Here is a 21972-nt window from a genome sequence, read left to right on the forward strand (position 1 = left end):
CCGCGGGCCCCTCCGGCCGGCCGGCGCCGCCCGGCCCTGACCTCAACTCACCGACCAGGAACTGAAGTCCACGGTGCCGCGCGCCCCGTTGCCTCCGTTCGTCGCGCTCATGAAGATTCCCACGTCCTGGCTGCCCGCGGCGCCCGGCACGTTGACGGTGGCGACCGTCCGCCAACTGGCGCCGTCCGTCGAGCAGGAGCCGGTGTACGCCGTGCCGGACCGGGAGAGCCGCAGGACGACCGGTGCCTTGATCCCGGTGATGCGCTTGTAGGTGTCCAGCGTCCCGTCGCCGTTCGTGTCGTACGACAGCACGACGCCCTGGCCGGGGGTCACCGCAAGGTTCAGGAAGCCCGCCGAGCCCTGGGTGGAGAGGCTGTTGCGCACGACAAGCCCGCACCGGGCCCAGCTCCCGGTGTTCTCCTGCGAGTCCACCCGTACGGTCACACTCGTGCCGTCCGTCATCGCGCCGGGACGGAACGCGGTACCGAACTGGGTGGTGCCCTTCCACAGGTCCTGCCCGCCGCCGTTGATCGCCAGCTGCCCGCCCAGCTGTCCGAACACGGCGTCGTTACCGGTGTAGGTCCGCCAGTCGCCGTCGAGCGGGGCGGCCACGTACACCGCGCTCCGCTCCCGCACGTCCACCGCCTTCTCGCCCCGGGGCCCGAACCGGGTGAGCAGGGTGTAGGGCATGGGGCGCAGCGGGGTGGTCAGCGGCTCGGAGGGGGCCGTGACCTGCCAGGAGACCGAGCCGGACGCACCGGGTCCGACTCCCTGCAGCGAGGTGGCGCCCTTCGCCTCGGCGTCCAGGCCGGTCAGGGTGAAGTCGACCCGGCCGGTCGCGCGCAGCCCGTTGAGATTGCGGAAGCCGGCCGTGACCGTCCCGGTGCTGCCCGGAGTGAACACCACAGGCAGCGCGGAAACCGTGGCGGTGCCCTGGTAGGGGGCGGTGGACAGGGTGTCGTACACCCGCTGCGCCGTGCGGCGTGCGTCGCCGGTCGCCTTCACGGGATAGGAGTCCGTCCGGTGGGTCCAGGCTTCCTCGTCCGGGAACCAGTCGAACGCCTTGGCGTCCCGGCCCTCGGCGAGCGCGGCCGCCAGCTCGTCCAGGTAGGCCTGCCACTGCGGGAGGTGGACGTCGTTCAGCAGCCCGTGCCAGTCGCGGTTGGCGTAGTTGCTGAGGTTGTCGGCGGCCGTGCGGTCCCCCCAGGTGGTGATGAGGGTGCGGGCCGTCCACTCCAGCTGTACCGCCTCGGCCGGGCTGGTGGCGAAACGCTTGGCCTCCTCCAGCCAGGGACCGAGCAGGAAGCCCCGGTGGCAGCCCGCCATGGTGTCGGCGAGCCGCATCAGTTTCAGCCAGAGCGCGGACAGCGTACGGAGTGTGGCGGCGTCCTTGCCGGTGTAGGCGGCGCGCAGTTGCGGCAGCAGGATCCGGCCCCGGTCGGCGAGCGCCTGCCGGGCGAGATCGGTGAGGTCGTACTGGTAGGCGTCCGAGCCGCGCAGTGACGCGCCGACCCCGAGCAGCGCGGCGAAGGCCGTATCGAACTGCGCGGTGTCGAACGCGTACTTGACGGATGCGGTGAGGCTGGGCCTGCGGGCGAAGTTCGAGTCGACGGGGCGGCCGTCGGTGGTCGTCAGCTGGTACGCGGTCGTGGCGAGGGCGGCGAACGCCGCCCTCGCGTCCCGGTCGTCGCCGCCGTAGCGCAGCCCGGCGTACCGGCTGAACCACGCGGCCCTGTCGATCTTCTCGGTGCGCCAGGCCAGCTCGCTGAAGAGCTCGAAGGCGGCCGGGTCGCGCTCGGCGGCCTCCGGCATGTACGCGGTGCCGGCGAGCGCGCTGCCCGGCTTGTCGCGCCAGGCCGTGAACTTCTCGGTCCAGCGGTCGGTGTCGGCACCGATGGTCGTGCGGCCGCCGAAGTCGGGGATGGAGCCGAAGGCGTACGGTGCGCCGCCCCAGTCCTTCTCGCGGTCGGTGACGGTGTCGATGTCGGAGAGCCCGTCGACGATCAGCACCCGGCTGGTGTCGACGGCCCCGAGCAGCTGGCTGCGGGGGTTGGCACCCCAGCCGAGGATGACCCAGGTGGCGTCGGGGTGTGCGGTGTGCAGGGATGCCTCGACCGACCGTGCGGCGTCGGCGACGGGGACGTCGCCCGCGGTGCCGCCCTCGTGGAGGAGGTCCATCTTGAAGTGCGACGCGTCGCCGAAGAGTTCGGACTGGTGCCGGTAGAAGGCCGCTGCGACCTGGCCGAACACCTCGGTCCTCGGGTCGAGCCAGTCGGGCCGCCGCAGACCGTTCCAGGTGCCCTGCGGCACGACGTCGGCGCCGGGGTTGCGGTCGGGGAACCCGTCCGGGACGGTACCGAAATAGCCGGGGAAGACCGGGTGCATGCCCAGCTCCCGCAGCCGGTCGGCGATCTGCCGGCCCAGGGCGGCGCGCCGGTCGATCAGCGCGGGGGAGAGCGGGCCGCCGTATCCGCTCATGTTCTGGAGGAGCCACCACGGCTGGTGGGAGGGGGCCGGCAGCCAGGTGCGGGCCTCTGTGTCGGAGTATCCGAAGTCCTGCAGCAGCCGGTGGTACACGGCCTCCTGGCCGGCTGTCACGAGGACTTCGTTGCAGCCGTGCAGGGCCAGGACGTCGATCGTCCGTTCCCAGTGCGCCCAGTCCGCGTACGGGGCGGTGTAGCCGTCGTGGGTGTCGTTGAGGGCGAAGCGGTGCGGGACGGTCGCCGTCTGCTGGACGGCCGGTCCTGGAGCGGGCAGCCGTTTGGGGAGGCCGAGCTGCGAGGTGTTCCACGAGATGTGGGCCCGGCAGACGTACTTGAGGTACCAGTGGACGCCGGTGAGCGCGACGGCCGGGCTGGTGGCGGCGACCTCGATCCGGCCCGCGGAACCCGTGACCCGGAAGCGTTCGGGGCCGGTGAGCAGTGTGAGCCTGAACTGGTCTGCGTGGAGCGGCAGCAGACGCTTCAGCGCGGCACGGGCCGGGCCGGTGTCGAGTGGGGCCGGCGCGGCGGGGGAGAGGCTACGGGAGGGGGTGGCCGGCGTGGCTGCGGCTGCCGCGGGTGTCTGCGCGCCCATGGCGACTCCTGCTCCGATCGCCCCCGCGGTGCTCAGCAGCGTACGTCTGGACAGCTCGTGCATCGGCACTCCTCGTGTTGCGCGTCAATGCTGCTGACGGTCCGTGCGACGACAGATGCATGCGATGCGCACGGTAATGACGAGGAGGTGGCGGAGCAATGGGGCGCACAGGTTTACGTGTGTAAAAGCGGCCCGGTTCCATCTTTCGGCCCGTCCGGGTGCAGGATTGACCGTCCATGGGGCTGGGTATTACGGCGAACAGGAATAGGGCACTTTTGTTCCGTTCGTCGGTGTTCGGGACCCGTGGTGATTGAAACAGGTAAAGTGCCCAAGCCGTTGGTGACTTGCGTGACATTGATATGGATTTTGCGCCCGGGTTCACTTCCGCCGCTGGATCCGTAAATCAGGCTCGGTCGGTTCGCCGTCAGGCGGACGTGCTGTCACGAAGCTCGTGCGCCCGCTCAAGAACAAGATCAGGCCCGAGAGCAGGTCCCAGATCAGGTCCGAGATCAGGCCCGAGAAGGGCCTGAAGTCGTACGCCTGGTACATCAGGTAGTGACCTGCGAAGTATTCGTGTGGTACCCGGCGATTCCGCCGTCCCGCCGGGTGCAGGCCGCTTGTCCCTGGAGATGAGCGGTGAACATTTCCGGAACACACAGGAGTGCCCGGACCGCGGTCTTCACGCCGGGAATCGAAGATCTCCTGAGCAGGTGCCGGGGTTCGGATGCATTCCGTCTTGATCCTGGCGCCGTCGGTGTCACGGAGCCCGAACCGATCGGCAAACTTCTCCGCAGCAGACCGGCCAATTTATTCGAGCGGCAGGCAATCAAACCCCTCAATGGGCGCTCCGTCAGCGGCCCGAATGGTCCGTGCTCTCGCGGGCCATTTCCCAGGACGTCGGAGCAGCGCTGAAAGGCGGATCACCCTTCGCCGACGACGTGTCCAGCCGGGACATCCTGCTGCGGACACTCCGGCTGCTGCTCTGCCGCCGCCCCGGCCCTGCCGCGTCTCCCCGCCCCGGAACTTGCCGTGCGGGGCGCCGCAGGGGGCCACGAAGTCCGCCGCGCCGGGCCTGTCTACCCCCGGTCGAGATAGGCGAGTACCGCGAGGACGCGACGGTTGTCGTCGTCCGACACCGGCAGGCTCAGCTTGCCGAAGATGTTCGACGTGTGCTTCGCCACCGCCCGTTCGGTCACGACGAGTTGACCCGCGATCGCGGCATTGGAACGCCCCTGCGCCATCAGCTCCATGACCTCCAGCTCGCGCGGGGTGAGGCTGCCCACCGGCTTGTCCTGGGCCCGCCGTGACAGCAGTTGCTGGATCACCTGCGGGTCCATCGCGGTGCCGCCCGCGGCCACCCGGCGTACCGCGTCGATGAACTGGTCGGCGTCGAACACCCGGTCCTTCAGCAGATATCCCACGCCACCCGTGCCGTCAGCCAGCAGCTCGCGGGCGTACAACTGCTCCACATGCTGCGACAGGACCAGGACCGGCAGCCCGGGTCTCGCCCGGCGGGCCGCCAGGGCGCACTGGAGGCCCTCGTCCGTGTGGGACGGCGGCAGCCGGACGTCGACCACGGCGACGTCCGGCTGCAATTCGGCAAAGGCTCTGGTGAGTTCGGGCCCGGTCTCCACCGCTGCGGCGATCTCGAAGTCGTACGCCTCCAGCATCCGGACCAGGCCGTCTCTCAGCAGGAAGAGGTCTTCGGCGAGGACAACGCGCACGGAATCTCCATCGTCACCATGGTCGGGCCACCCACAGGGCTGTTGACGGCCAGTACGCCGTCGAATGTACCCAGTCGGCGTTCGATTCCGCTCAGCCCCGACCCCGCCCCGGCCGACGCGCCCCCGCGGCCGTCGTCGGTGACCGACATGCGCAGCATCCCTTCGGCATGGTGGATGTCGACCCAGATCCGGTCCGCCCCCGCATGCTTGACGGCGTTCGTCAGGATCTCGCTGACGGCGAAGTACGCCGCCGACTCGACCGGAGCCTCCGCGCGGCCCGCCATGTCCACCTCGACCTCGGTCGCGACCGGCAGCCGCAGGGCCAGGGCCCTGACCGCGTCCCCGAGGCCGCGCTCGGCGAGCACCGGCGGGTGGATGCCGCGCACCAGGTCCCGCAGCTCGGTGAGGGCCTCGGCCGACGACTCGCGGGCCATCGACAGCATCTTCTTGGCCTGTGCGGGGTTCTTCTCGATCAGCGCCTCGACGGTGGAGAGGTTCATGCCCATCGCGACGAGCCTGGCCTGCGCGCCGTCGTGCAGGTCCCTCTCGATCCGGCGCAGTTCGGCAGCGGACGAGTCCACCGCGTCGTGCCGAGTCTCGGTGAGCCGGTCGATGCGCTCACCCAGCTCGGCCTCCCTGGTGAGGGTCAGGGACGACCTGGTGATGCTGAAGTGGACGCCGATCAGAGCACGGCCGAAACGCAGCCCGACCGCGATCCAGCAGGCGCCGAGCAGTGCCGCGAACGACGCTGTGGTCCAGCCGTCGACCCGGATGAACTCGTACCAGTAGCCGCCGCCCGCGTGGACGATCGGCTGCCACAGGCCCAGCACGAGCAGGATGCCGAACAGCCCCTCGGCCAGCAGCGACACCGGCAGCAGCGCGGTGACCGCGCCCGCCGTCATGTCGATCAGCAGCCAGCGCAGATCGCGCCACGTCGCAGGGGACTTCACCAGCAGCGTGCAGCGCTCCACCTGACCGGCGATGCCGGCCCGCGGCTGCCGGGGAAGCGGACGGCGCGGGAGCGGTATACGGACCCCCGCCCACTTGGCGGCCAGCAGCCGCCGGCGGTCGGCGTGTGAGCGGACCAGGTCCAGCAGTGCGGGCGTGGTGAAGACACCGACACCGACCGGGATCAGTGCGATCGACGTGATGGCGAGCGTGAAGAGTGTGATCGAGCCGATGAGTGACATCCCGGCCAGCGCCAGGCCCTGTGCGGCCGCCAGCCCGGCGTCGCGTGCCTTCGTCGCAATCATTCGGTGTCCCTCTCGTCCCTGGCCGGGTGACCTCCGGCCCTGGACACCAGTGTGGCCGCAGCGTGGCGCCGGGGCATTGGGTCCCGCACCCGGATCAAGGTGTACCTGGCACCACCCCGTGACCGTCGCCCTACGGCTCCGCACAGGGGGCTCCGGCGGCTGGGGCCTTCCCCGTCCCGTTCCTAGCGTAGGAGACCGATCAACCGACGCTCAGACCGGTCGGCGGCGGGGTGACCGCCCCGCCCCATCGACCGGTCCTACTTCTGGGGGCAGAACGCCATGAGGCGCAATCTCGCGGCACGTATCGGTGTGTGGAGCGCCCACCACCGCAAAACGGCCGTTCTCGGCTGGCTGGTGTTCGTGGTGCTCGCCATGGGTATCGGCGGTGCCTCCGGCATGGTGAACATGTCGGATTCGGAGAACGGCGCGGGCGACTCGGCGCGCGCCACCCGGATCCTGGAGGACGCGGGTCTCAGCCGGCCGGCCGGCGAGATGATCATGGTGTCGGGCAGGGGCGCCGGTGACTGGAAGGCCACGGCCCGCGCGGTCACGACCGCTGTCGGGAGGACCGGGGCGGTACGGAACATCGCGGCGCCCGTCCCCTCGAAGGACGGCAGGGACGCCCTGATCACCTTCGACATGAAGGGCGCGGCGGACACCGCGGCGGACCGGGTGGGGCCGGTGCTCGACGCGGTGTCCGCGGTGCGGGCCGGCCGGCCCGATGTGCGGATCTACCAGTTCGGCGACGCCAGCGCGGGCAAGTGGCTGTCCGACCTGCTCTCCACGGACCTCCGTTCGGCCGAATTCACCGCCGTACCGCTGGCTTTGGGCATTCTGCTGGTGGCCTTCGGAGCCGTGGTGGCCGCGCTGCTGCCTGTCGGGCTCGCACTGACGGCGTGCATGGCGGCATTCGGCCTGCTGTCGCTGGCCAGCCACGAGCTGCACCTCTCCCAGACCACGTACTCGGTGATGTTCCTGATGGGCTTCGCAGTCGGCGTCGACTACTGCCTCTTCTACCTGCGGCGCGAGCGGGACGAGCGGGCTGCGGGGCACGACGCCGAGACCGCCCTGAGTATCGCGGCGGCCACCAGCGGACGGGCCGTGCTCGTCTCCGGGGTGACCGTGATGGTGGCGATGGCCGGGATGTTCCTGTCCGGCCTGATGCTGTTCAAGGGGTTCGCGCTCGCCACGATCACCGTGGTCCTCATCGCGATGCTCGGCTCGGTGACGGTGCTTCCCGCGCTGCTCTCCTGGCTGGGGGACCGGATCAACGCGGGCCGGGTGCCGCTGCTGAACCGGCGCGGCAGGCGCGGTGCGCGGCAGAGCGGCGCGACCGCGGGCCGGCTGCTGAAGCCGGTCCTCGCCCGCCCGGCGGTCTTCGCGGCCGGAGCGGTGGTCGTGCTGCTCGCCCTGGCGGCGCCCGCACTGGGCATGAAGACGGAAGAGCTCGGCCTTGAGCAGCAGTTCGGCTCGTCGTCCGAGCTGTCCGTCGCCTACCGGCACATCGCGGAGACCTTCCCCGGCGGCCCCGCCCCTGCCACGGTCGTGGTCACGGCCGACGACATCGGATCGGCGGGCGTACGCAAGGCACTCGCGGGCTTCGACGGGGTCACCGTGCACAGCAGCCGGAACGTCGCCGAGATCGAGGTCCCGCTGCCCGCAGGCGGTGCCGATCTGGCGAAGCTGCGGAACGTACGGCTGCCCGCCGCCTTCGACGGGACCGGCGCCCACGTCTACGTCACCGGGGAACTGGCGAGCTCGGCCGACTTCAACGACCAGCTGAAACACGGCATCGTCCCGGTCTTCGCCTTCATCACGGCGGTGACCTTCCTGCTGATGCTCTTCTGCTTCCGTTCGTACGTCATCGCACTGACATCGGTCCTCCTCAACCTCCTCTCGGTGGCGGCCGCCTACGGAGTGATGGTCGCCGTCTTCCAGCACGGCTGGGGCGCGTCGCTGATCGGCTCGGAGAAGACCGGCGTCATCGAATCCTGGATGCCGCTCTTCGTGCTGGTCGTCCTCTTCGGCCTGTCGATGGACTACCACGTGTTCGTCGTGTCCCGGATCCGGGAGGCGCGCCAACGCGGGCTGAGCACCAGGGACGCCGTCGACGAGGGCATCCGGCGGACCGCCGGCGCGGTGACCGGTGCGGCCGTGATCATGGTCGCGGTGTTCTCGGTCTTCGGCTCGCTGTCGATGCAGGACATGCAGCAGATGGGCGTCGGCCTCGCGGTGGCGGTCCTGCTGGACGCGACCGTGGTGCGGATGGTGCTGCTGCCCGCCCTGATGACGATGCTGGGCGAGCGCAACTGGCGTACACCCAGAGGACTTTCCCGGCTGCCCGGCCTCGAAGGCGCCGAAGTTCCGAAGATCCCGGCAGCGGTCTGACCGTACGCGCCCGGCGTGTACGGGCCGGGCGCCCGGCCCGTACGGCACAGCAGGAGCAGCGCCCTCCCGGGCAGTGGACACAGCCCGGGAGGGCGACGCGGGTACTCATCGGCGCACCGGCGGGATCAGGGTGCGTACTTGTACCCGACGCGGCGCACCGTACGGATCGTGTGCCGGTGCTCGGCGCCCAGCTTGCGCCGCAGCCGCGCCACGTGGACGTCGACCGTCCTGCCGTCGCCCACGTGCCCGTAACCCCACACCGTGGTCACCAACTGGTCGCGGCTGTGCACGCGGTGGGGGTGCGCCACGAGATGCGCGAGCAGCTCGAACTCCAGATAGGTCAGGTCCAGCGTCCGGCCGTCCACCGAAGCGGTCCGCTCGTCGCTGTCGATCCGTACCGCCCCATCGGAGGCGGCGGGAGCCGGTGCCGGTGCCGGGACCTGCTGGTGATCGGCGGGCACGAGCACCAGATAGCCGATCATCGGCGGTTGCCCCGGCACGGCGGGCAGGGTGTGCTGGGGAGCCGGGAGCCAGGTGGCGCCCGGCGGGAGGAAGTCGGCGACCGGGACGACCTCGTCACGGTCCACCGACCGCAGCCGGTGCCGGTGGGACGCGAGAGGTGTGGGGGTCGCGGCGGCCGTTGCGGTCGCGGCGGAGAAGGAACGGGTGTCAGCCATGAGTGGTCAGCTCTTTCGCGCGGAGAGGTCGTCGATGGACGTACGTCGTGCGCGCCGGCCGAAGGCTTCGAAGCGGAAGAGGCGTTAGAGGGCCGGCGCCTGTGTCGCACGGCAACACACTCGGTCGAAGTCGTGATGCTGACGGGACGGCCAGAACGGTTCGAGGTCGAAGCGACCGGTCGAGGTGTTCTGGGGGCGGGCCATGCGCCTATTGAACCAGATGCAGTGGGGCAGCAGCAGGGGCTGCCGGGAAAAGGAACGCCCCTGGGCACCTGCCGATGGGGCGTCGCGCCCCGCTGGGGACGTGCTGCGCCTCACCGGACGAGGGCGCGCGGGACCCGTGGCCGAACGGCAACCGGCTCCCACCCGGCCGCCGGACGGGGCAGAGGGCGTTGCCGGCGTCGCGAGGATCAGGACAAGGCCGCGGCGGCGTATTCCCGCACCGCGGATCGCCCGACGCCGCGGCCGGTGTTCACCCCGGCTGCGGCGCGGCAACGTCCGGGTCCACCAGCAGTCCGGTGCGGCCCCTCCGCCCTCCCGGGTTCCGGCTCGGTGTGCGATGGCTGACACTGGCCGGTATGACGCATTCAGCTGGGAAGTCATCCGCTACGAGGCCGCGCGTCGGTCTGCTCGGCACCGGCCCCTGGGCGCAGTCCACCCACGCCCCGGCGCTCGCCGCCCACCCGGAGATCGAGTTCAGCGGGGTCTGGGGCAGGCGGCCGGAGGCGGCGGCCGAGCTCGCCGGCGCGCACGGGACGAGCGCGTACGACGAAGTGGACGCACTCTTCGCAGCGAGTGACGCGGTCGCCCTGGCTCTCCCGCCCGACATCCAGGCCCCGCTCGCGGCCCGTGCGGCGGCGGCCGGCTGCCATCTGCTGCTCGACAAACCGGTTGCCACCACGGTCGCCGGAGCACGCGAGGTCGTTGCCGCGGCTGAGCGCTCCGGTGTCGCGTCCGTGGTCTTCTGCACACTGCGCTTCACACCAGGGGTGGCCGAGTGGATCGCCGGACAGGCCGCTGTGGAGGGCTGGTTCACCGGCCGCGCGGAGTGGCTCGGCGCCCTGTTCTCACCAGGCGCCGACAGTCCCTTCGCGGCCTCGCCGTGGCGCAGGGAGAAGGGCGGGCTGTGGGACGTGGGCCCGCACGCCCTCTCCGTCCTGCTGCCGGTGCTCGGGGACGCGACGGAGGTGACGGCGGCAGGCGGCGCCGATGACACCGTGCACCTGGCTCTGCGGCACACGTCGGGTGCCTCCAGTTCGGCGACGCTCAGCCTGAGCGCACCCACCGAAGCCGCGGGCGCGACCGTCGAATTCCGCGGTGCCCACGGGGTGGCGGTGCTGCCGGACGGCCGTGGCGGCGGCGCCGGGGTGCCGTTCGCCGCAGCGGTCGACGCGCTGCTCGCCGCCGTACGCACCGGGGAGCCGCATCCGTGCGACGTGCGGTTCGGCCTGCGGCTCACGGAGATCCTGGCGGAGGCGGAGCGGCAACTGACCTCCACCCGGGCCCCGTCGGCCCCCTGAGCCGTCGGGCCAACGGGCAGTCGAGTCATCGGCAGTCGGGTTGCGGGGCTGCGGCGCGGCGGGGCCGCAGCCCCGGTCAACGCCGCCCCCTCACCGCCCGAGAGCGTCCCGTACCGCTTCCTCCGTACGCGCCACCACCGCGGTCCCGTCGTCCGCCGTGATGATCGGGCGCTGGAGCAGCTTCGGATGTCCGGCCAGCGCGGCGATCCACCGGTCCCGCGACTCCGCGTCGCGCGGCCAGTCCTTCAGGCCGAGCTCCTTCGCGTCCGCCTCCTGGGTGCGGGTGATGTCCCACGGTTCGAGTCCGAGCCTGCCGAGCACGGCCCGGATCTCGTCCTCGTCCGGGGCGTCCTCCAGGTATCGGCGGACGGTGTACGAGGCCCCTTCGGCGTCCAGCAGGTCCACCGCAGCGCGGCACTTCGAGCATGCGGGATTGATCCAGATCTCCATGGGGCCAAAGGTACGCGAGAGGCTGCTTGGAGCCCTCCTGGCCTGGGCCTTCTGTCAGTGCCGGGCAGTAAAATGGAGGCAGTTAGTGAGGGTCCGTGAGGGCCCCTTCACCAGCGCCTGGAGGTCGCCGATGGCTGTAGCCGTGCTCCCGACTGAGTCCCTGGCCAAGAAGCCGCTGCCCGCAGGAAGGCCACGTGACTGGTACGTCTCGCACAACCGCAGGCTGAAGGCGATGCGCCTGGCCATCGCCCTGCTCGACACCGGTGTCTACCGTCCTGAGCAGGCACCGAACCGCAAGATACGCTCCACCGCCGCCCTGGCGGGCATCCACCCGCCGTCCGACGCGACCTGCAGGATGGTCCGCCTCCTGATCCGCTACGGGCGCTGAGCCCTTCGCCTCACCGGCCGTCCGGCCGGTGAGGCGACCCCACGCCCATCGGCGTCGACCTGGACGCCGGTCAGGGGGCGCTGCCTGCCCCGATGCCGCGTGTCCCGATGACCACTGTCGCGTACCGCTCCGCGCAGTCGGCCACCCGCGCGGTCAACCCGTCCCGCGTGACGGTCCGTACGGCCGCTGCCGCCTGCCGTTCGCTGGTCTCGAAGAGCAGATGCCCGCCGGGTGCCAGCCAGTCCAGCGCGGACGCCGTCACCCGCCGCAGTACGTCAAGACCGTCTGCGCCTCCGTCGAGTGCGACGCGCGCCTCGTGCACCCGCGCCTCGGCGGGCAGCAGTCCGATCTCCTCGGTGGGTACGTACGGCACATTGGCCAGCAGGATGGCGACGCGCCCGCGCAGCGACGCCGGCAGCGGATCGTAGAGATCGCCCTCGTACACCCGGCCCGCTGCTCCGGCGACGTTGCGGCGGGCACAGCGCACCGCTGCCGGATCGACGTCGGACGCGTGCAGTTCGGCCGCGTCCAGAGCGGATACGAGCGCGGCGCCCAGAGCGCCCGAGCCGCAGCACAGGTCGACGACAACGGCGTCCGGCGGGGCGAGGGCGACGGCCTGCTCGACCAGGAACTCGGTGCGCCGGCGCGGCACGAAGACACCGGGGTCGACAGCGACGCGCAGCCCGCAGAACTCGGCCCACCCCAGGACGTGTTCGAGGGGGAGGCCCTGGACACGCCGGTCGACCATGGAGGCCAGGCCGGCGGCGTCCCGGGCGGTCGAGACGAGCAGTTCCGCCTCGTCCTCGGCGAAGACGCAGCCCGCGGCCCGGAGCCTGTCGACGACAGCGGAGAACGGAAGAGCCTGCTGAGGTGCGCGGGGCGGGAGAGGTGACGATGGGACCGGCATATGAGCCTTTCGGGAGACCTGCGGGGCTCCCTCGGTCACCTGTGTCAGATGAACCGCACGGTCGTGAGGGGGAGCGCCCGTCCTGCTGCAGCGTTGATGGGGCTCACCTCCTCGGTACGGTCCACTGGTGTGGAGGGGCAACAGTACATGAGCGGGGGCGGAGGCCATCCGAGCCGTCCGGCGCGGCCGGTGGGACTCAGGGGTCCTCGCACGGTGCCGGCCCGCGTGACCCGGGCGGGCACCGTGCAAGGACCCCTCAACCGGCCGCGCCGGGACGATGTCGTACCGGCCCGGCAGGGTGCGGCCCGCGGGATGCCCTACGAAGTGGCAGCGGTGTCCAGTGCGAGTACCCCCTTCGCCGGGACCGTCGCCGTCACCTTGCCGTCGTCGCCGACCGTCACGGTGTTGCCCGCGCAGTTGTCCGGGGACGCCTTGGCGACGTTGCAGTACGTGCCGCCGGGCAGCGAGGTGGTGAACGTCTGCTGGAGGTCGCCGTCCCCGTTGTTGAGGGCGACGAAGCCCTTGGCGCCCCGGCCGAACGCGATGGCGCTGCCCTGCGACCACCAGTCGGTCACCGCCGCGTCGCCCACGGCGTTGTGGAAGCCGACCATGCCGGTGATCTCGGGGTCCGCGTGCATGTTGGTCCAGCCGTCGCTGCCGCTGGGAGGGCCGGCGTCCTTGTCGGACCACTCGTAGCCGGAGAAGACGTTGGGCGAGCCGTAGGGGTGGGCCAGCATGAAGGCGTTGGCGAGCTTGTAGGTGGCGCCGTCCTTGTAGCTGAGCGTCGAGCCGTTGCGCTCGGTGTCCCAGTCGTCGACGAACGTGGCGGCCTGGCCGCCCGCCAGCTTTCCGTCGGCGACGTTCTGCAGACCGCTGAGATTCCCGCCCTGGAAGGCGCTCTTGAGGTGCGTGCCGTAGCGGAACTCGTCGACGTCGCCGAGGCCCGTGTACTCCTCGGGCTGCACTGCCTCACCGCTGCCGTAGATGACCTCGGAGACCCAGAATCCGGGGTCGGCCATCTTGCTCTTGATGCCCTGCATGTCGGCGGCGGCCATGTGCTTCGCCGCGTCGATGCGGAACCCGTCGACCCCCATGTTCCGCAGGCCGGTCAGATAGGCGGCGATGGTGGACCGCACGTAGTCGCTGCCCGTGTCGAGGTCGGCCAGGCCGACCAGTTCGCAGGTCTGGACGTTCTCGCGGTTGGTGTAGTCGGTGATGTCCTGGCGGCAGGTGTGGAAGTCCGCGTCGCTGTAGGTCCCCGGATAGTTGTACTTGCTGTACTGCGTGCCGCCGGTTCCGGTGCCCGACCCGGACGACATGTGGTTGATGACCGCGTCGGCGATCACCTTGACGCCGGCCGCGTGGCAGGCGCTCACCATGGACTGGAACGCGTTCGCGTCCCCGAGGCGTCCGGCGATCCGGTAACTCACCGGCTGGTAGGAGGTCCACCACTGGGGGCCCGCGATGTGCTCGGTGGCGGGTGACACCTCGACGTATCCGTAGCCGGCCGGGCCGAGCGAGTCCGTGCATATCCTGCCGACGTCCGTGTACGGGCGCTCGAAGAGGGTTGCGGTGACGGTCCGGTCGCCGGGAGGCGCGGCCTGCGCCTGCCAGGGGGTGAGGGCGAGCAGACCGCCGGCGGCCAGGACCCCGGCCATGGACACACCGATCAGACGGTTGCGCATCGTTGCGGCTCCTTCGTTGCGGGCAGTGCTGTGTCCCGGGCGGCCGCGTGCCGGTGACCACCGTGGGGGGAGACGCAGAGGAGCCTGCCGCTAAGGCATGGGCACTTCAAGAGTTCGCGCAAAACTTTCCTGCAAGTTACAGAAATCTCTTGCCGTCCGGGGTGGCGCCGTCGCCGCTCACGAGCCGGGACGTTCGCCGAGCGGATGGCGCAGGACGCAGTCGCCGCAGAGGCCGCCCCCGGGGGTCCGGTAGTACAGGCAGCAGCTGTTGCGCAGGAACGCGAAGCCCAGTCCTTCCTCGACGATGAAGTCGCCGCTGCCGGTGAGGGGTTCGCGTGCCAGCAGGGCGGCCGCCAGCGCGGTGGCCGGAGCCTCTGTGTCCGGCCGCCGGCCGGTCAGTACGCGTACCGCCCCGACCAGTGCGGATGCCGCGTTGCCCCGCAGGATGTGGGGCGAGAGGCCGTACCGCGTCCGCAGGGCCGTGTGGAACGGATGCAGATGGCCGAGGGCCACGGCGCCCAGTACGGCGTCGGCCGGGTGGTCCGGCCGCGCCGCCGGTGGCGCGAGCGCCGGTACGGGCAGCCACAGTTCGAGCGGGTCGTCGCCGGTGAGGCGTACCCGCAGCCGGTCCGGAGACAGGTCGGGCAGGCGCCCGGAGAGCACGGCCGAACCGAGCGCGAGCGACCACAGGCGCGATGCCAGTCCCAGCTGCAGGGTGGAGGCCGCCACCCTGGGCTGATCGGTGCGCATCCGCCGGGCGTACACCCGCACGTACGCGGCGAGCGGGTCCGCGTCGCCGTGTTCCGCGCCGTGGGGATCCGACGGGCCGTAGAGATCCGACAGGGGGACGAACCCTTCCGGGTCCGGCCGCTCGCCGTGCCGCACGGTGAAGTACGGCCCGACGGAGTCGAGTTGGGCGAGTACGGCGGAGGCGTCATTCACGGGCGCACCAGAGGGGTCGAAGGGCGCGGCTCTTCGGGCCGCGGGCGGGTCAGCCTAAGGGGTCCTTGCACTGTGCCCGTCCGGCCTCGTCGGACGCTCCTGGTCCGGGGACCCCTGAAGGCGGGACGCCGGCCCCGTGCGCGCGTCCCGCGATCCCGGCTGCGGGCGCGCGCCCGCCCCCGGCGCCGGGCTCCGGGCAGGTCGTTCAGCAGGTGGGACGGGCGGGTTACTTCAGCAGCCGGGACATCCGCCGGTCGGCCAGAATCCTGCCGCCGGTCTGGCAGGTGGGGCAGTACTGCATCGAGGAGTCGCTGAAGGACACCTCGCGGATCGTGTCCCCGCAGACGGGGCACGGCTCTCCGGCGCGCCCGTGCACGCGCAGCCCGCTCTTCTTCTCCGCCTTCAGGCTGCGCAGGGCCAGCCCGCGGGACCGCTCGACCGCCTCACCGAGCGTCGTCCCGATGGCCGTGTACAGCACCGCCACCTCGTCGTCGGAGAGTTTGGCGGCCAGCCGGAACGGTGACATCCGTGCCGCGTGCAGGATCTCGTCCGAGTACGCGTTGCCGATCCCGGCGATCATGCTCTGGTCGCGCAGTACGCCCTTGATCTGGCGGCGTTCGCCCCGCAGCAGGGCGGTGAAGGCCGCCGGCGTGAAGGAGTCGGCGAGGGGGTCGGGGCCCAGGCGTGCGATGCCGGGCACCTCCAGCGGATCACGGACGACGTACACCGCCAGCCGCTTCTGGGTGCCCGCCTCGGTGACGTCGAAACCCGCGCCCTCCGGCTCCGTCAGCCTGACCCGCAGTGCGAGCGGGCCCTTGCCCGGACGGGGCGGCGCGTCCGGCAGCCGCTCGCTCCAGCGGACCCAGCCCGCCCTGGCGAGGTGCATGACCAGATGCACCCCGCCGATACGGAGATCGAGGAACTTTCCGTGCCGGGTCACCCCGTCGAACGAATGGCCCTCCAGGGCCGTGAGGGGCGGGTCGTACGTCTTGAGGGCGTGGATGGCCACCGGTTGGACACGGGCGACGGTACGGCCGACGACATGGTCGCCCAGGAACCGGGTGAGGGACTCGACCTCCGGCAATTCAGGCATAACGCCATTCTGCCTCGGGTCGGCGGGATCGGACCGCGGGGCGCGGCCCGTCCTGGGCGCCATGCCAGGTCGTGTCCGGGGCGGGCCGCTGCCTCAGCTCGCGGGAACGCGGTCCAGGAGGCCGTGCACCGTGCGGACGCGGCCGTCATCGGCGAGCGCGATCACGTCGAACCCCGCGACCGGCGCCGAGCCGCCGGTCAGGGACACCACTTCCCAACGGCTTCCGCCTGCCGTGCGTACGCGGAGGGGTCGATTACGCCGTGGGTGATGGAGCCCGCGCGGGCAGGCGCGCCGGGCGGTCACCGGGTCTCACAGCCACCGCTGCGCCGCCTCGACGCTGTCGCCCCCACTGGTGTTGAACGCGACAGCGGCCTGGGGTGCGTGCTGGCGGATCATATTCACCACCTGCTCGAAGAGCGTGAGGAGCGGCTCGGGCTTGCGGATGCCGCCGCCGACCACCACGACGTCCCAGGCCCGTGCGGTCAGCGCCGAGGTCATCGCGGGACCCGCCGACTCGTCGAGCGCGATCAGCGTCATGGACGCGTCGATACCGAGGTCGCCGAAACGGGTCAGCTCACTCTCGAGTCCGGCGCGAACACCGTCCGCGTCGATACCGGGCACCGCGTGCGGATCAATACCGAGAACAAGTACGGAAGACATCGGGGCAGCCTACGGGGGCCCGGTGACGCCCTCGCCCCGGACCCGGCCCGGGGGAGCCGGCTGCCGCAGAGCATCCAGCCAGCCGTGCCCCGGACAGGTCAGGGCCAGGAACCCGGCCAGGGCCGTGCGTTGGGCACCGGACAGCAGGGGCAGGGTGGCGGCGAAGTCCCGCTCGTCCTTGGGGCGGGGGCGCGCGGCCTTGAAGAGCAGCACCAACTGGACCGGCCGTGAATCTTTGCCGACGCAATGGCTCTGGTCCTTCGCCCTTTCAGGTGGAGCTGACACACTGTCCGATCAGATGGCGCCGGGACATCGAGGCCCGTCTCCGCTCAGGAGATCCCACCCGCCCCGTTCTGTACGAGCAGAACCCGAGCGCTGCCCCCCATCACCAACCCGGCGTCCGCGAGGCGAATCGACAGAGGTCCCGCAGAAGGCGTTCCGGGAACAGTCGCACGGAAGGGAAAACCCTTGCACAAGCGAAAAGGGAAGCGGTGGCTGCCTGCGGCCGTCCTCGGCGGCACCCTGGCCGCAGGAGCCCTCGCCTTCCTGCCTGCCATTGCCCAGGCGGGGAACGAGGACGACGCGAAACAGCCTGCCGCGCAGGCCGACTTCGCGGCTGCCGCCGCCGAGTTCAAGGTCCCGGTCTCCGTCCTCCAGGGCGTCGCGCACGAGGAGTCCGGCTGGCAGCAGCACACCGGATACAGCGACACAGGTGGCTGGGGTCTGATGAACCTCACCGATGTGACAGCGGCGATGGTGGCGGACGGCGCGGCAGGCGCCGCGGGGCGCTCCGACCTCGCCTCCTTCACCGGCCACCCCGGACTGCACACCCTGCGGACTGCGGCGAAGCTGACCGGCATCCCGGTGGCACGGCTCCAGCACGACCGGAGGGACAACATCCGGGGCGGGGCGGCGCTGCTCGCCTCGTACCAGAAGAAGCTCACCGGCGGCACGTCGGGCGATCCGTCGCAGTGGACCGGGGCGATCGCCGAGTACAGCCGGATGTCCGACCTGAAGGCGGCCACGTCGTACGTCCACGACGTGTTCGCCACCATCGTGTCCGGCGCGCGGCAGCGGTCCGAGGCACTCACGGGGTCGCTCGCGGTCACGATGCAGCCCGTGCCGTCGGCGAAGCCGGTCACCGGTCAGCTGAAGAAGCTGGGGCTGAAGGACGTCTCCTCGCCCAGCGCCGAATGCCCGCAGTCGATGAACTGCCGCTTCGTCGCGGCGGACCCGTCCAACGGCCAGGTGTCCGACCGGCCGGCCAACGGCATGAAGATCACCCAGATCATCATCCACACGACGGAGGGGTCGTACGACGGCTCCATCAGGACGTTCCAGACGCCGGGCGGCGCCTCGGCCCACTACGTGATGCGTTCGTCGGACGGCGCGGTCACCCAGATGCTGCCGGACAAGGATGTCGCGTTCGGCGACGGCAACTACGACAGCAACCTCCACGCGGTCCAGATCGAGCACGAGGGCTTCTCCGCGCACGGCGCCGACTGGTACACCACGGCGGCCTACGAGCGGACGGCCGAGCTGGTGAAGTATCTGGCCGGCCGCTACGGCGTCCCGCTGGACCGTCAGCACATCCTCGGCCACGACAACGTACCGGGACCGTCGGACACCACCCTCGCGGGCATGCACTGGGACCCGGCCGACGGCTGGGACTGGACGCGTTTCATGGGGCTGCTCGGCACGTCGTTCGACCTCGGCGAGCGCGGTGACGCACCCGTCGGGTCCGCGGTGACCATCACCCCCGGGTTCAGCGAGAACCGGCAGACGTACACCGTCTGTCCGGCGGACGACCCGACGGGCGCCATCACCACCTGCACCCCGGTGACCGGCCCTTCGAGCGCCCTGTTCGTACGCCGCGCACCGAGCGACGACGCCCCGCTCCTCCTCGACCCGGTCGTCCACACGGCGCACGGGGCCAAGGGCGGCACCGACGGTGTCAGCGACTGGACCGACACGGTCCAGGCCGGGCAGCAGTTCGTCGTGGCCGGGCAGCAGGGCGACTGGACGGCGATCTGGTACGACGGCCAGAAGGGCTGGATCCACAACCCCGGAGGCGGCAACACCACGCCTGCCTCCGGCGTACGGATCATCAGGCCGGCCGGCACCGGCGCCGCTCCGGTCTACGGCACGGCGTACCCGGAGGCATCCGAGTACCCGGACGGGCTGTCCCCGTCGAAGCAGGCTCCGCTGACAGCGAAGAACTACTCGATCCCGGCCGGTCAGGCCTATGTGGCGGCCCAGCCACCGATCGGCAGCGAGGACTTCTTCCCCACGGGCGGAGAGGTGGTCACCGGGGCCGAGCAGTACTACACGATCCAGTTCAACCACCGGTACGTCCTGGTCAACGCGGCTGACGTCAAGGCGACGCGGACAGCGCGCCGCTGACAGCCCTTAACCCCGCACCGGACGGTGCGGACGTGCGGACGGCGAGCCCGGGGTCCCGAAGGCCCCGGGCTCGCCGTCTCCTGCACATGACCGAGGAGACCGGGCGACCGGCAGGGTCACGCGGACATCATCCGGGAAGCCCTCGACGGCAGCTCCGGCGTCCGACGCCCCGGACCCGGGGCCTCCGGTTCCTGTGGGCCGGTCGCCTTGTCCGGGAACGCAGTTGGACTCGCACCGAGGGAACCGGGTGCGGGAGCCGGGCCCGCCCTGCCTCAAGGGATCCGGTACTCCTGCTCGGGCCGGCCCGTGGCCCCGTACCGCAGCTTCATCCTCAGCAGCCCGCCGGTGACCAGCCCCGCGAGATAGCGCTGCGCGGTGGCGCGCGATACCCCGATGAGGGCTCCGACCTCGCCCGCCGACAGCGGGGCAGCCGAACCCCGTACCGCCGAGAGCACCGCGTCGCCGGTCACCGTACGGGCCACGGGCCGGCGTGCCGGGCGGTTCCCGGCCGGGCTCCGCAGTGCCGCGTACGCACTCTCGACCGCGCCCTGGTCGACGATCTCCGCGTCGGTCAGCTGCCGGAACCGGGCGTAGCCGTGCAGCTTCTCGGCAAGCAGCTCCGGCGCGAACGGCTTGACGAGATACGCGAGCGCCCCCGCCGACACCGCGCGCCGCACCATCGCTCCCTCGGCGGCGGCGCTGAGGACGAAGGCGTCGCACTCCAGAGTGCGCAGCAGGCCGATCCCGGAGCCGTCCGGCAGATACAGGTCGACCAGCGCCAGGTCCACAGGCTCCCCGGCGACGGCCCGGAGCGCCGCCCCGGCCGAGTTCGCCGTGGTGACGGCACGGAATCCGGGGACCGCGTCCACCAGCGACGCATGGATCCCGGCCACCCGGAAGTCGTCGTCCACGACGAGGACGGAGAGGGGTTCACCTACGGTCATCCGAAATCCTCCTCCGTGGCCGCCGGGGCCGTGGGCTCCATGACTCCGGGCAGCCGCGCCACGAACACCGCGCCGCCCGAGGCCCTCCCCCGGCCGGCGCCGCCCTGGCCGGGCGCGGAGGCAGTTGCCTCCAGTGAGTCCGGCGGAGCGCCGTGCTCGGCGAGACGGACGTCGCCGCCCCTGGCCCGCGCGATCTGCCGGGCCAGCGGCAGCCCGATGCCCCGGCCGCCGACGGCCGACGCGTGGTCCTTCGTCGACATGCCCTCGCGGAAGACGTCCTCGGCAGGTCCTGACGGGACGCCGTCGCCCGTGTCGGCGACGGTGACGAGGAGGGTGGTGCCCTCGGCCATCAGCTCCACCTCGACGAGGGAAGGAGTGCGCGCCCCCTGCCGGGCGGCGTCGATCGCGTTGTCGACGAGATTGCCGAACACCGTAGTGACATCCACCGGCGCCGCCACTGTCCCGTCCGACCAGGTCGCCTCGCCGATCACCAGGGTCACCCCGCTCTCCCGCGCCTGAGCGGCCTTCGCGGACAGGAAGGCCCGCACATAGGAATCCCGGACCGCGTCGATACCGGGCAGGGCCTCCCCGAGCGGGCCCGTGCCGAGCAGAGTGCCGATGTACTCCGATGTCTCGGCGAGGTGACCGCCGTGGGCCAGGGCGGACACCACATGCAGCCGGTTGGCGAACTCATGACGCTGGGCGCGCAGCGCCGAGCTCATCGCCTGGACCGCGTCGAGCTGGCGGGTCAGCGACTCGACGTCGGTGCGGTCCTGCACGGTCAGCAGCGTGCCGAGATCCTGCCCGTCGCGTTCGACCCGGCGTGCCGAGAGCACCAGGACACGCTCGCCGACCGCCGCCATGACAGGGCCGCCGACGGGTGAACGGACCGTCTCCAGCACCCGCTCCGTCAGTCCCAGCGACTCCACGGGCCGCCCGGCTCGGGCCGGGACCGCCAGCAGCCGCCGTGCCTCGTCGTTGACCACGGTGACGGTTCCACCGTTGTCGACGGCGAGAACGCCTTCGCCGATGCCGTGCAGGACGGCTTCCTGCTCCTGCACCAGACCCGCCAGCTCCTCCGGTTCGAGACCGAGCGTCAGCCGCTTCCAGCGGCGGGCCAGCAGTGCCGACGCGCCGACTCCGAGCAGCAGGGCGACGACCAGCCAGCCGAGCCCGCCCAGCAGGTCCCGGATCAGCTGGGCCCGGACGTCGGCGACGGCGACACCCGCGTTCGCCTCGCCGACGACCCGGTGCGAGCCCGGTGCGTACACCGGGACCTTCGCGACCACCTCCTCGCCGAGATGCGCGTGATCCCGCGCCAGCACCTCGTGTCCGGAGAGGGCCCCGCTGGGGTCGGTGCTGACCATCCTGCCCAGCTGCGACCGCTCCGGGTGCGCCAGCCGGATGCCCCGGTCGTCGGTGACCACCACGAACAGTGACCCCGTCCGGGTACGGGCCGCCTCCGCCGCCGTCTGCACCGGTCCGGCGGCGAGCCTCGCGCGCGGTGTGCCGGCGGCCCCGCCGCCGGGCCGGGCACCGGCCGCGGAATACTGCGCCGCGCCGCGCCGTACTGCGGGCTGGGCGGCGACCGTACGGGCCACCGCGAGCGCACGCAGCTGGTACTCGTGGTCGAGCCGGTGCTCGTTGGTGAAGGCGAAGGCACCGAACGCGACGGCCAGCGTCACCGCGACGACCGCGCACTGCAGCAGCAGCACCTGGGTCCGCAGCCGCACCCGCCCCCGGCGGCGTGCGGAGGACCGCCGGGCCGGCGGTTCGAAGAATCTCACCCCGTCGACGGTAACCGGCTCCGCCTCGGTGCACAGAACGCACACAACGCGCGGATCAGGGCTTACGCGGGTTGTG

At 71.5% G+C, this 21972-nt stretch carries 17 protein-coding genes; 4 read left to right on the forward strand and 13 right to left on the reverse strand.

Annotated features, from left to right (window positions below; genetic code table 11):
- Window positions 1–42 precede the first annotated feature (42 nt).
- The 3 genes from OG584_RS25920 to OG584_RS25930 form a co-directional block, all read right to left on the reverse strand.
- A complete protein-coding gene (locus OG584_RS25920; RefSeq protein ID WP_405781313.1) occupies window positions 43–3138 on the reverse strand; it encodes an alpha-N-acetylglucosaminidase in 3096 nt (1031 codons plus the stop codon).
- Window positions 3139–4151: 1013 nt separating this feature from the next.
- The gene (locus tag OG584_RS25925) at window positions 4152–4799 is read right to left on the reverse strand and encodes a LuxR C-terminal-related transcriptional regulator (RefSeq protein WP_405781314.1); all 648 of its coding nucleotides are present in this window, start codon (window positions 4797–4799) and stop codon (window positions 4152–4154) included.
- Window positions 4763–6052 (reverse strand): sensor histidine kinase, encoded by a 1290-nt coding sequence (locus tag OG584_RS25930; RefSeq protein WP_405781316.1) that lies wholly within the window; start codon window positions 6050–6052, stop codon window positions 4763–4765. Before OG584_RS25930 ends, OG584_RS25925 begins: the two co-directional genes overlap by 37 nt.
- A 279-nt stretch (window positions 6053–6331) precedes the next feature.
- On the opposite strand from OG584_RS25930, the gene OG584_RS25935 reads away from it, so the two are divergent.
- The gene (locus OG584_RS25935; RefSeq protein ID WP_405781318.1) at window positions 6332–8440 is read left to right on the forward strand and encodes an MMPL family transporter; all 2109 of its coding nucleotides are present in this window, start codon (window positions 6332–6334) and stop codon (window positions 8438–8440) included.
- A 125-nt stretch (window positions 8441–8565) separates the two neighbouring features.
- Here the strand turns inward: OG584_RS25935 and OG584_RS25940 are convergent, their stop codons facing one another.
- Window positions 8566–9117, reverse strand: a complete 552-nt coding sequence (locus OG584_RS25940) for a winged helix-turn-helix domain-containing protein (protein ID WP_405781320.1) — start codon at window positions 9115–9117, stop codon at window positions 8566–8568.
- 578 nt (window positions 9118–9695) lie between these two features.
- Between OG584_RS25940 and OG584_RS25945 the strand changes: the two genes are divergently transcribed.
- Window positions 9696–10637, forward strand: a complete 942-nt coding sequence (locus tag OG584_RS25945) for a Gfo/Idh/MocA family protein (RefSeq protein ID WP_405781322.1) — start codon at window positions 9696–9698, stop codon at window positions 10635–10637.
- A gap of 90 nt (window positions 10638–10727) precedes the next feature.
- Here OG584_RS25945 and OG584_RS25950 read toward each other — a convergent pair whose 3' ends face one another.
- Window positions 10728–11087 (reverse strand): arsenate reductase family protein, encoded by a 360-nt coding sequence (locus OG584_RS25950; RefSeq protein ID WP_405781324.1) that lies wholly within the window; start codon window positions 11085–11087, stop codon window positions 10728–10730.
- 130 nt (window positions 11088–11217) lie between these two features.
- Here OG584_RS25950 and OG584_RS25955 point away from each other — a divergent pair, with 130 nt between their 5' ends.
- Window positions 11218–11475, forward strand: a complete 258-nt coding sequence (locus OG584_RS25955; protein WP_405781325.1) for a hypothetical protein — start codon at window positions 11218–11220, stop codon at window positions 11473–11475.
- A gap of 70 nt (window positions 11476–11545) precedes the next feature.
- Here OG584_RS25955 and OG584_RS25960 read toward each other — a convergent pair whose 3' ends face one another.
- The 6 genes from OG584_RS25960 to OG584_RS25985 all read right to left on the reverse strand — a co-directional run bounded on the left by OG584_RS25960 (window position 11546) and on the right by OG584_RS25985 (window position 17047).
- Window positions 11546–12382 (reverse strand): putative protein N(5)-glutamine methyltransferase, encoded by an 837-nt coding sequence (locus OG584_RS25960; RefSeq protein WP_405781327.1) that lies wholly within the window; start codon window positions 12380–12382, stop codon window positions 11546–11548.
- Window positions 12383–12699: 317 nt separating this feature from the next.
- Window positions 12700–14067, reverse strand: coding sequence for an alpha-amylase family protein (locus OG584_RS25965; protein WP_405781329.1), 1368 nt, complete (start codon window positions 14065–14067; stop codon window positions 12700–12702).
- A gap of 177 nt (window positions 14068–14244) precedes the next feature.
- On the reverse strand, window positions 14245–15009 hold the full coding sequence (locus tag OG584_RS25970) for a (2Fe-2S)-binding protein (RefSeq protein WP_405781331.1): 765 nt from the start codon (window positions 15007–15009) through the stop codon (window positions 14245–14247).
- Window positions 15010–15235: 226 nt separating this feature from the next.
- Complete coding sequence (locus OG584_RS25975; protein WP_405781333.1) at window positions 15236–16102, reverse strand: Fpg/Nei family DNA glycosylase; 867 nt, start codon at window positions 16100–16102, stop codon at window positions 15236–15238.
- 309 nt (window positions 16103–16411) lie between these two features.
- Window positions 16412–16762, reverse strand: coding sequence for a hypothetical protein (locus OG584_RS25980; protein ID WP_405781335.1), 351 nt, complete (start codon window positions 16760–16762; stop codon window positions 16412–16414).
- Between the two features lie 9 nt (window positions 16763–16771).
- Window positions 16772–17047 (reverse strand): hypothetical protein, encoded by a 276-nt coding sequence (locus OG584_RS25985; protein WP_405781336.1) that lies wholly within the window; start codon window positions 17045–17047, stop codon window positions 16772–16774.
- 183 nt (window positions 17048–17230) lie between these two features.
- Between OG584_RS25985 and OG584_RS25990 the strand changes: the two genes are divergently transcribed.
- Complete coding sequence (locus OG584_RS25990) at window positions 17231–19165, forward strand: N-acetylmuramoyl-L-alanine amidase (protein WP_405781338.1); 1935 nt, start codon at window positions 17231–17233, stop codon at window positions 19163–19165.
- Between the two features lie 272 nt (window positions 19166–19437).
- On the opposite strand, the gene OG584_RS25995 is transcribed toward OG584_RS25990, so the two are convergent.
- The gene (locus OG584_RS25995) at window positions 19438–20109 is read right to left on the reverse strand and encodes a response regulator (protein WP_405781340.1); all 672 of its coding nucleotides are present in this window, start codon (window positions 20107–20109) and stop codon (window positions 19438–19440) included.
- Window positions 20106–21896, reverse strand: a complete 1791-nt coding sequence (locus tag OG584_RS26000; RefSeq protein ID WP_405781342.1) for an ATP-binding protein — start codon at window positions 21894–21896, stop codon at window positions 20106–20108. Before OG584_RS26000 ends, OG584_RS25995 begins: the two co-directional genes overlap by 4 nt.
- Between the last annotated feature and the right edge of the window lie 76 nt (window positions 21897–21972).

It is taken from the genome of Streptomyces sp. NBC_00859, from assembly GCF_045161865.1.
In the GTDB taxonomy this organism is placed as follows: domain Bacteria; phylum Actinomycetota; class Actinomycetes; order Streptomycetales; family Streptomycetaceae; genus Streptomyces.

Excerpts from the sequence above, each read along its gene's own strand:
- OG584_RS25920 (WP_405781313.1), bottom strand. The coding sequence starts at position 3,138 with ATGCACGAGCTGTCCAGACGTACGCTGCTGAGCACCGCGGGGGCGATC.
- OG584_RS25930 (WP_405781316.1), bottom strand. The coding sequence starts at position 6,052 with ATGATTGCGACGAAGGCACGCGACGCCGGGCTGGCGGCCGCACAGGGC.
- OG584_RS25935 (WP_405781318.1), top strand. The coding sequence starts at position 6,332 with ATGAGGCGCAATCTCGCGGCACGTATCGGTGTGTGGAGCGCCCACCAC.
- OG584_RS25940 (WP_405781320.1), bottom strand. The coding sequence starts at position 9,117 with ATGGCTGACACCCGTTCCTTCTCCGCCGCGACCGCAACGGCCGCCGCG.
- OG584_RS25945 (WP_405781322.1), top strand. The coding sequence starts at position 9,696 with ATGACGCATTCAGCTGGGAAGTCATCCGCTACGAGGCCGCGCGTCGGT.
- OG584_RS25950 (WP_405781324.1), bottom strand. The coding sequence starts at position 11,087 with ATGGAGATCTGGATCAATCCCGCATGCTCGAAGTGCCGCGCTGCGGTG.
- OG584_RS25955 (WP_405781325.1), top strand. The coding sequence starts at position 11,218 with ATGGCTGTAGCCGTGCTCCCGACTGAGTCCCTGGCCAAGAAGCCGCTG.
- OG584_RS25960 (WP_405781327.1), bottom strand. The coding sequence starts at position 12,382 with ATGCCGGTCCCATCGTCACCTCTCCCGCCCCGCGCACCTCAGCAGGCT.
- OG584_RS25965 (WP_405781329.1), bottom strand. The coding sequence starts at position 14,067 with ATGCGCAACCGTCTGATCGGTGTGTCCATGGCCGGGGTCCTGGCCGCC.
- OG584_RS25975 (WP_405781333.1), bottom strand. The coding sequence starts at position 16,102 with ATGCCTGAATTGCCGGAGGTCGAGTCCCTCACCCGGTTCCTGGGCGAC.
- OG584_RS25980 (WP_405781335.1), bottom strand. The coding sequence starts at position 16,762 with ATGTCTTCCGTACTTGTTCTCGGTATTGATCCGCACGCGGTGCCCGGT.
- OG584_RS25995 (WP_405781340.1), bottom strand. The coding sequence starts at position 20,109 with ATGACCGTAGGTGAACCCCTCTCCGTCCTCGTCGTGGACGACGACTTC.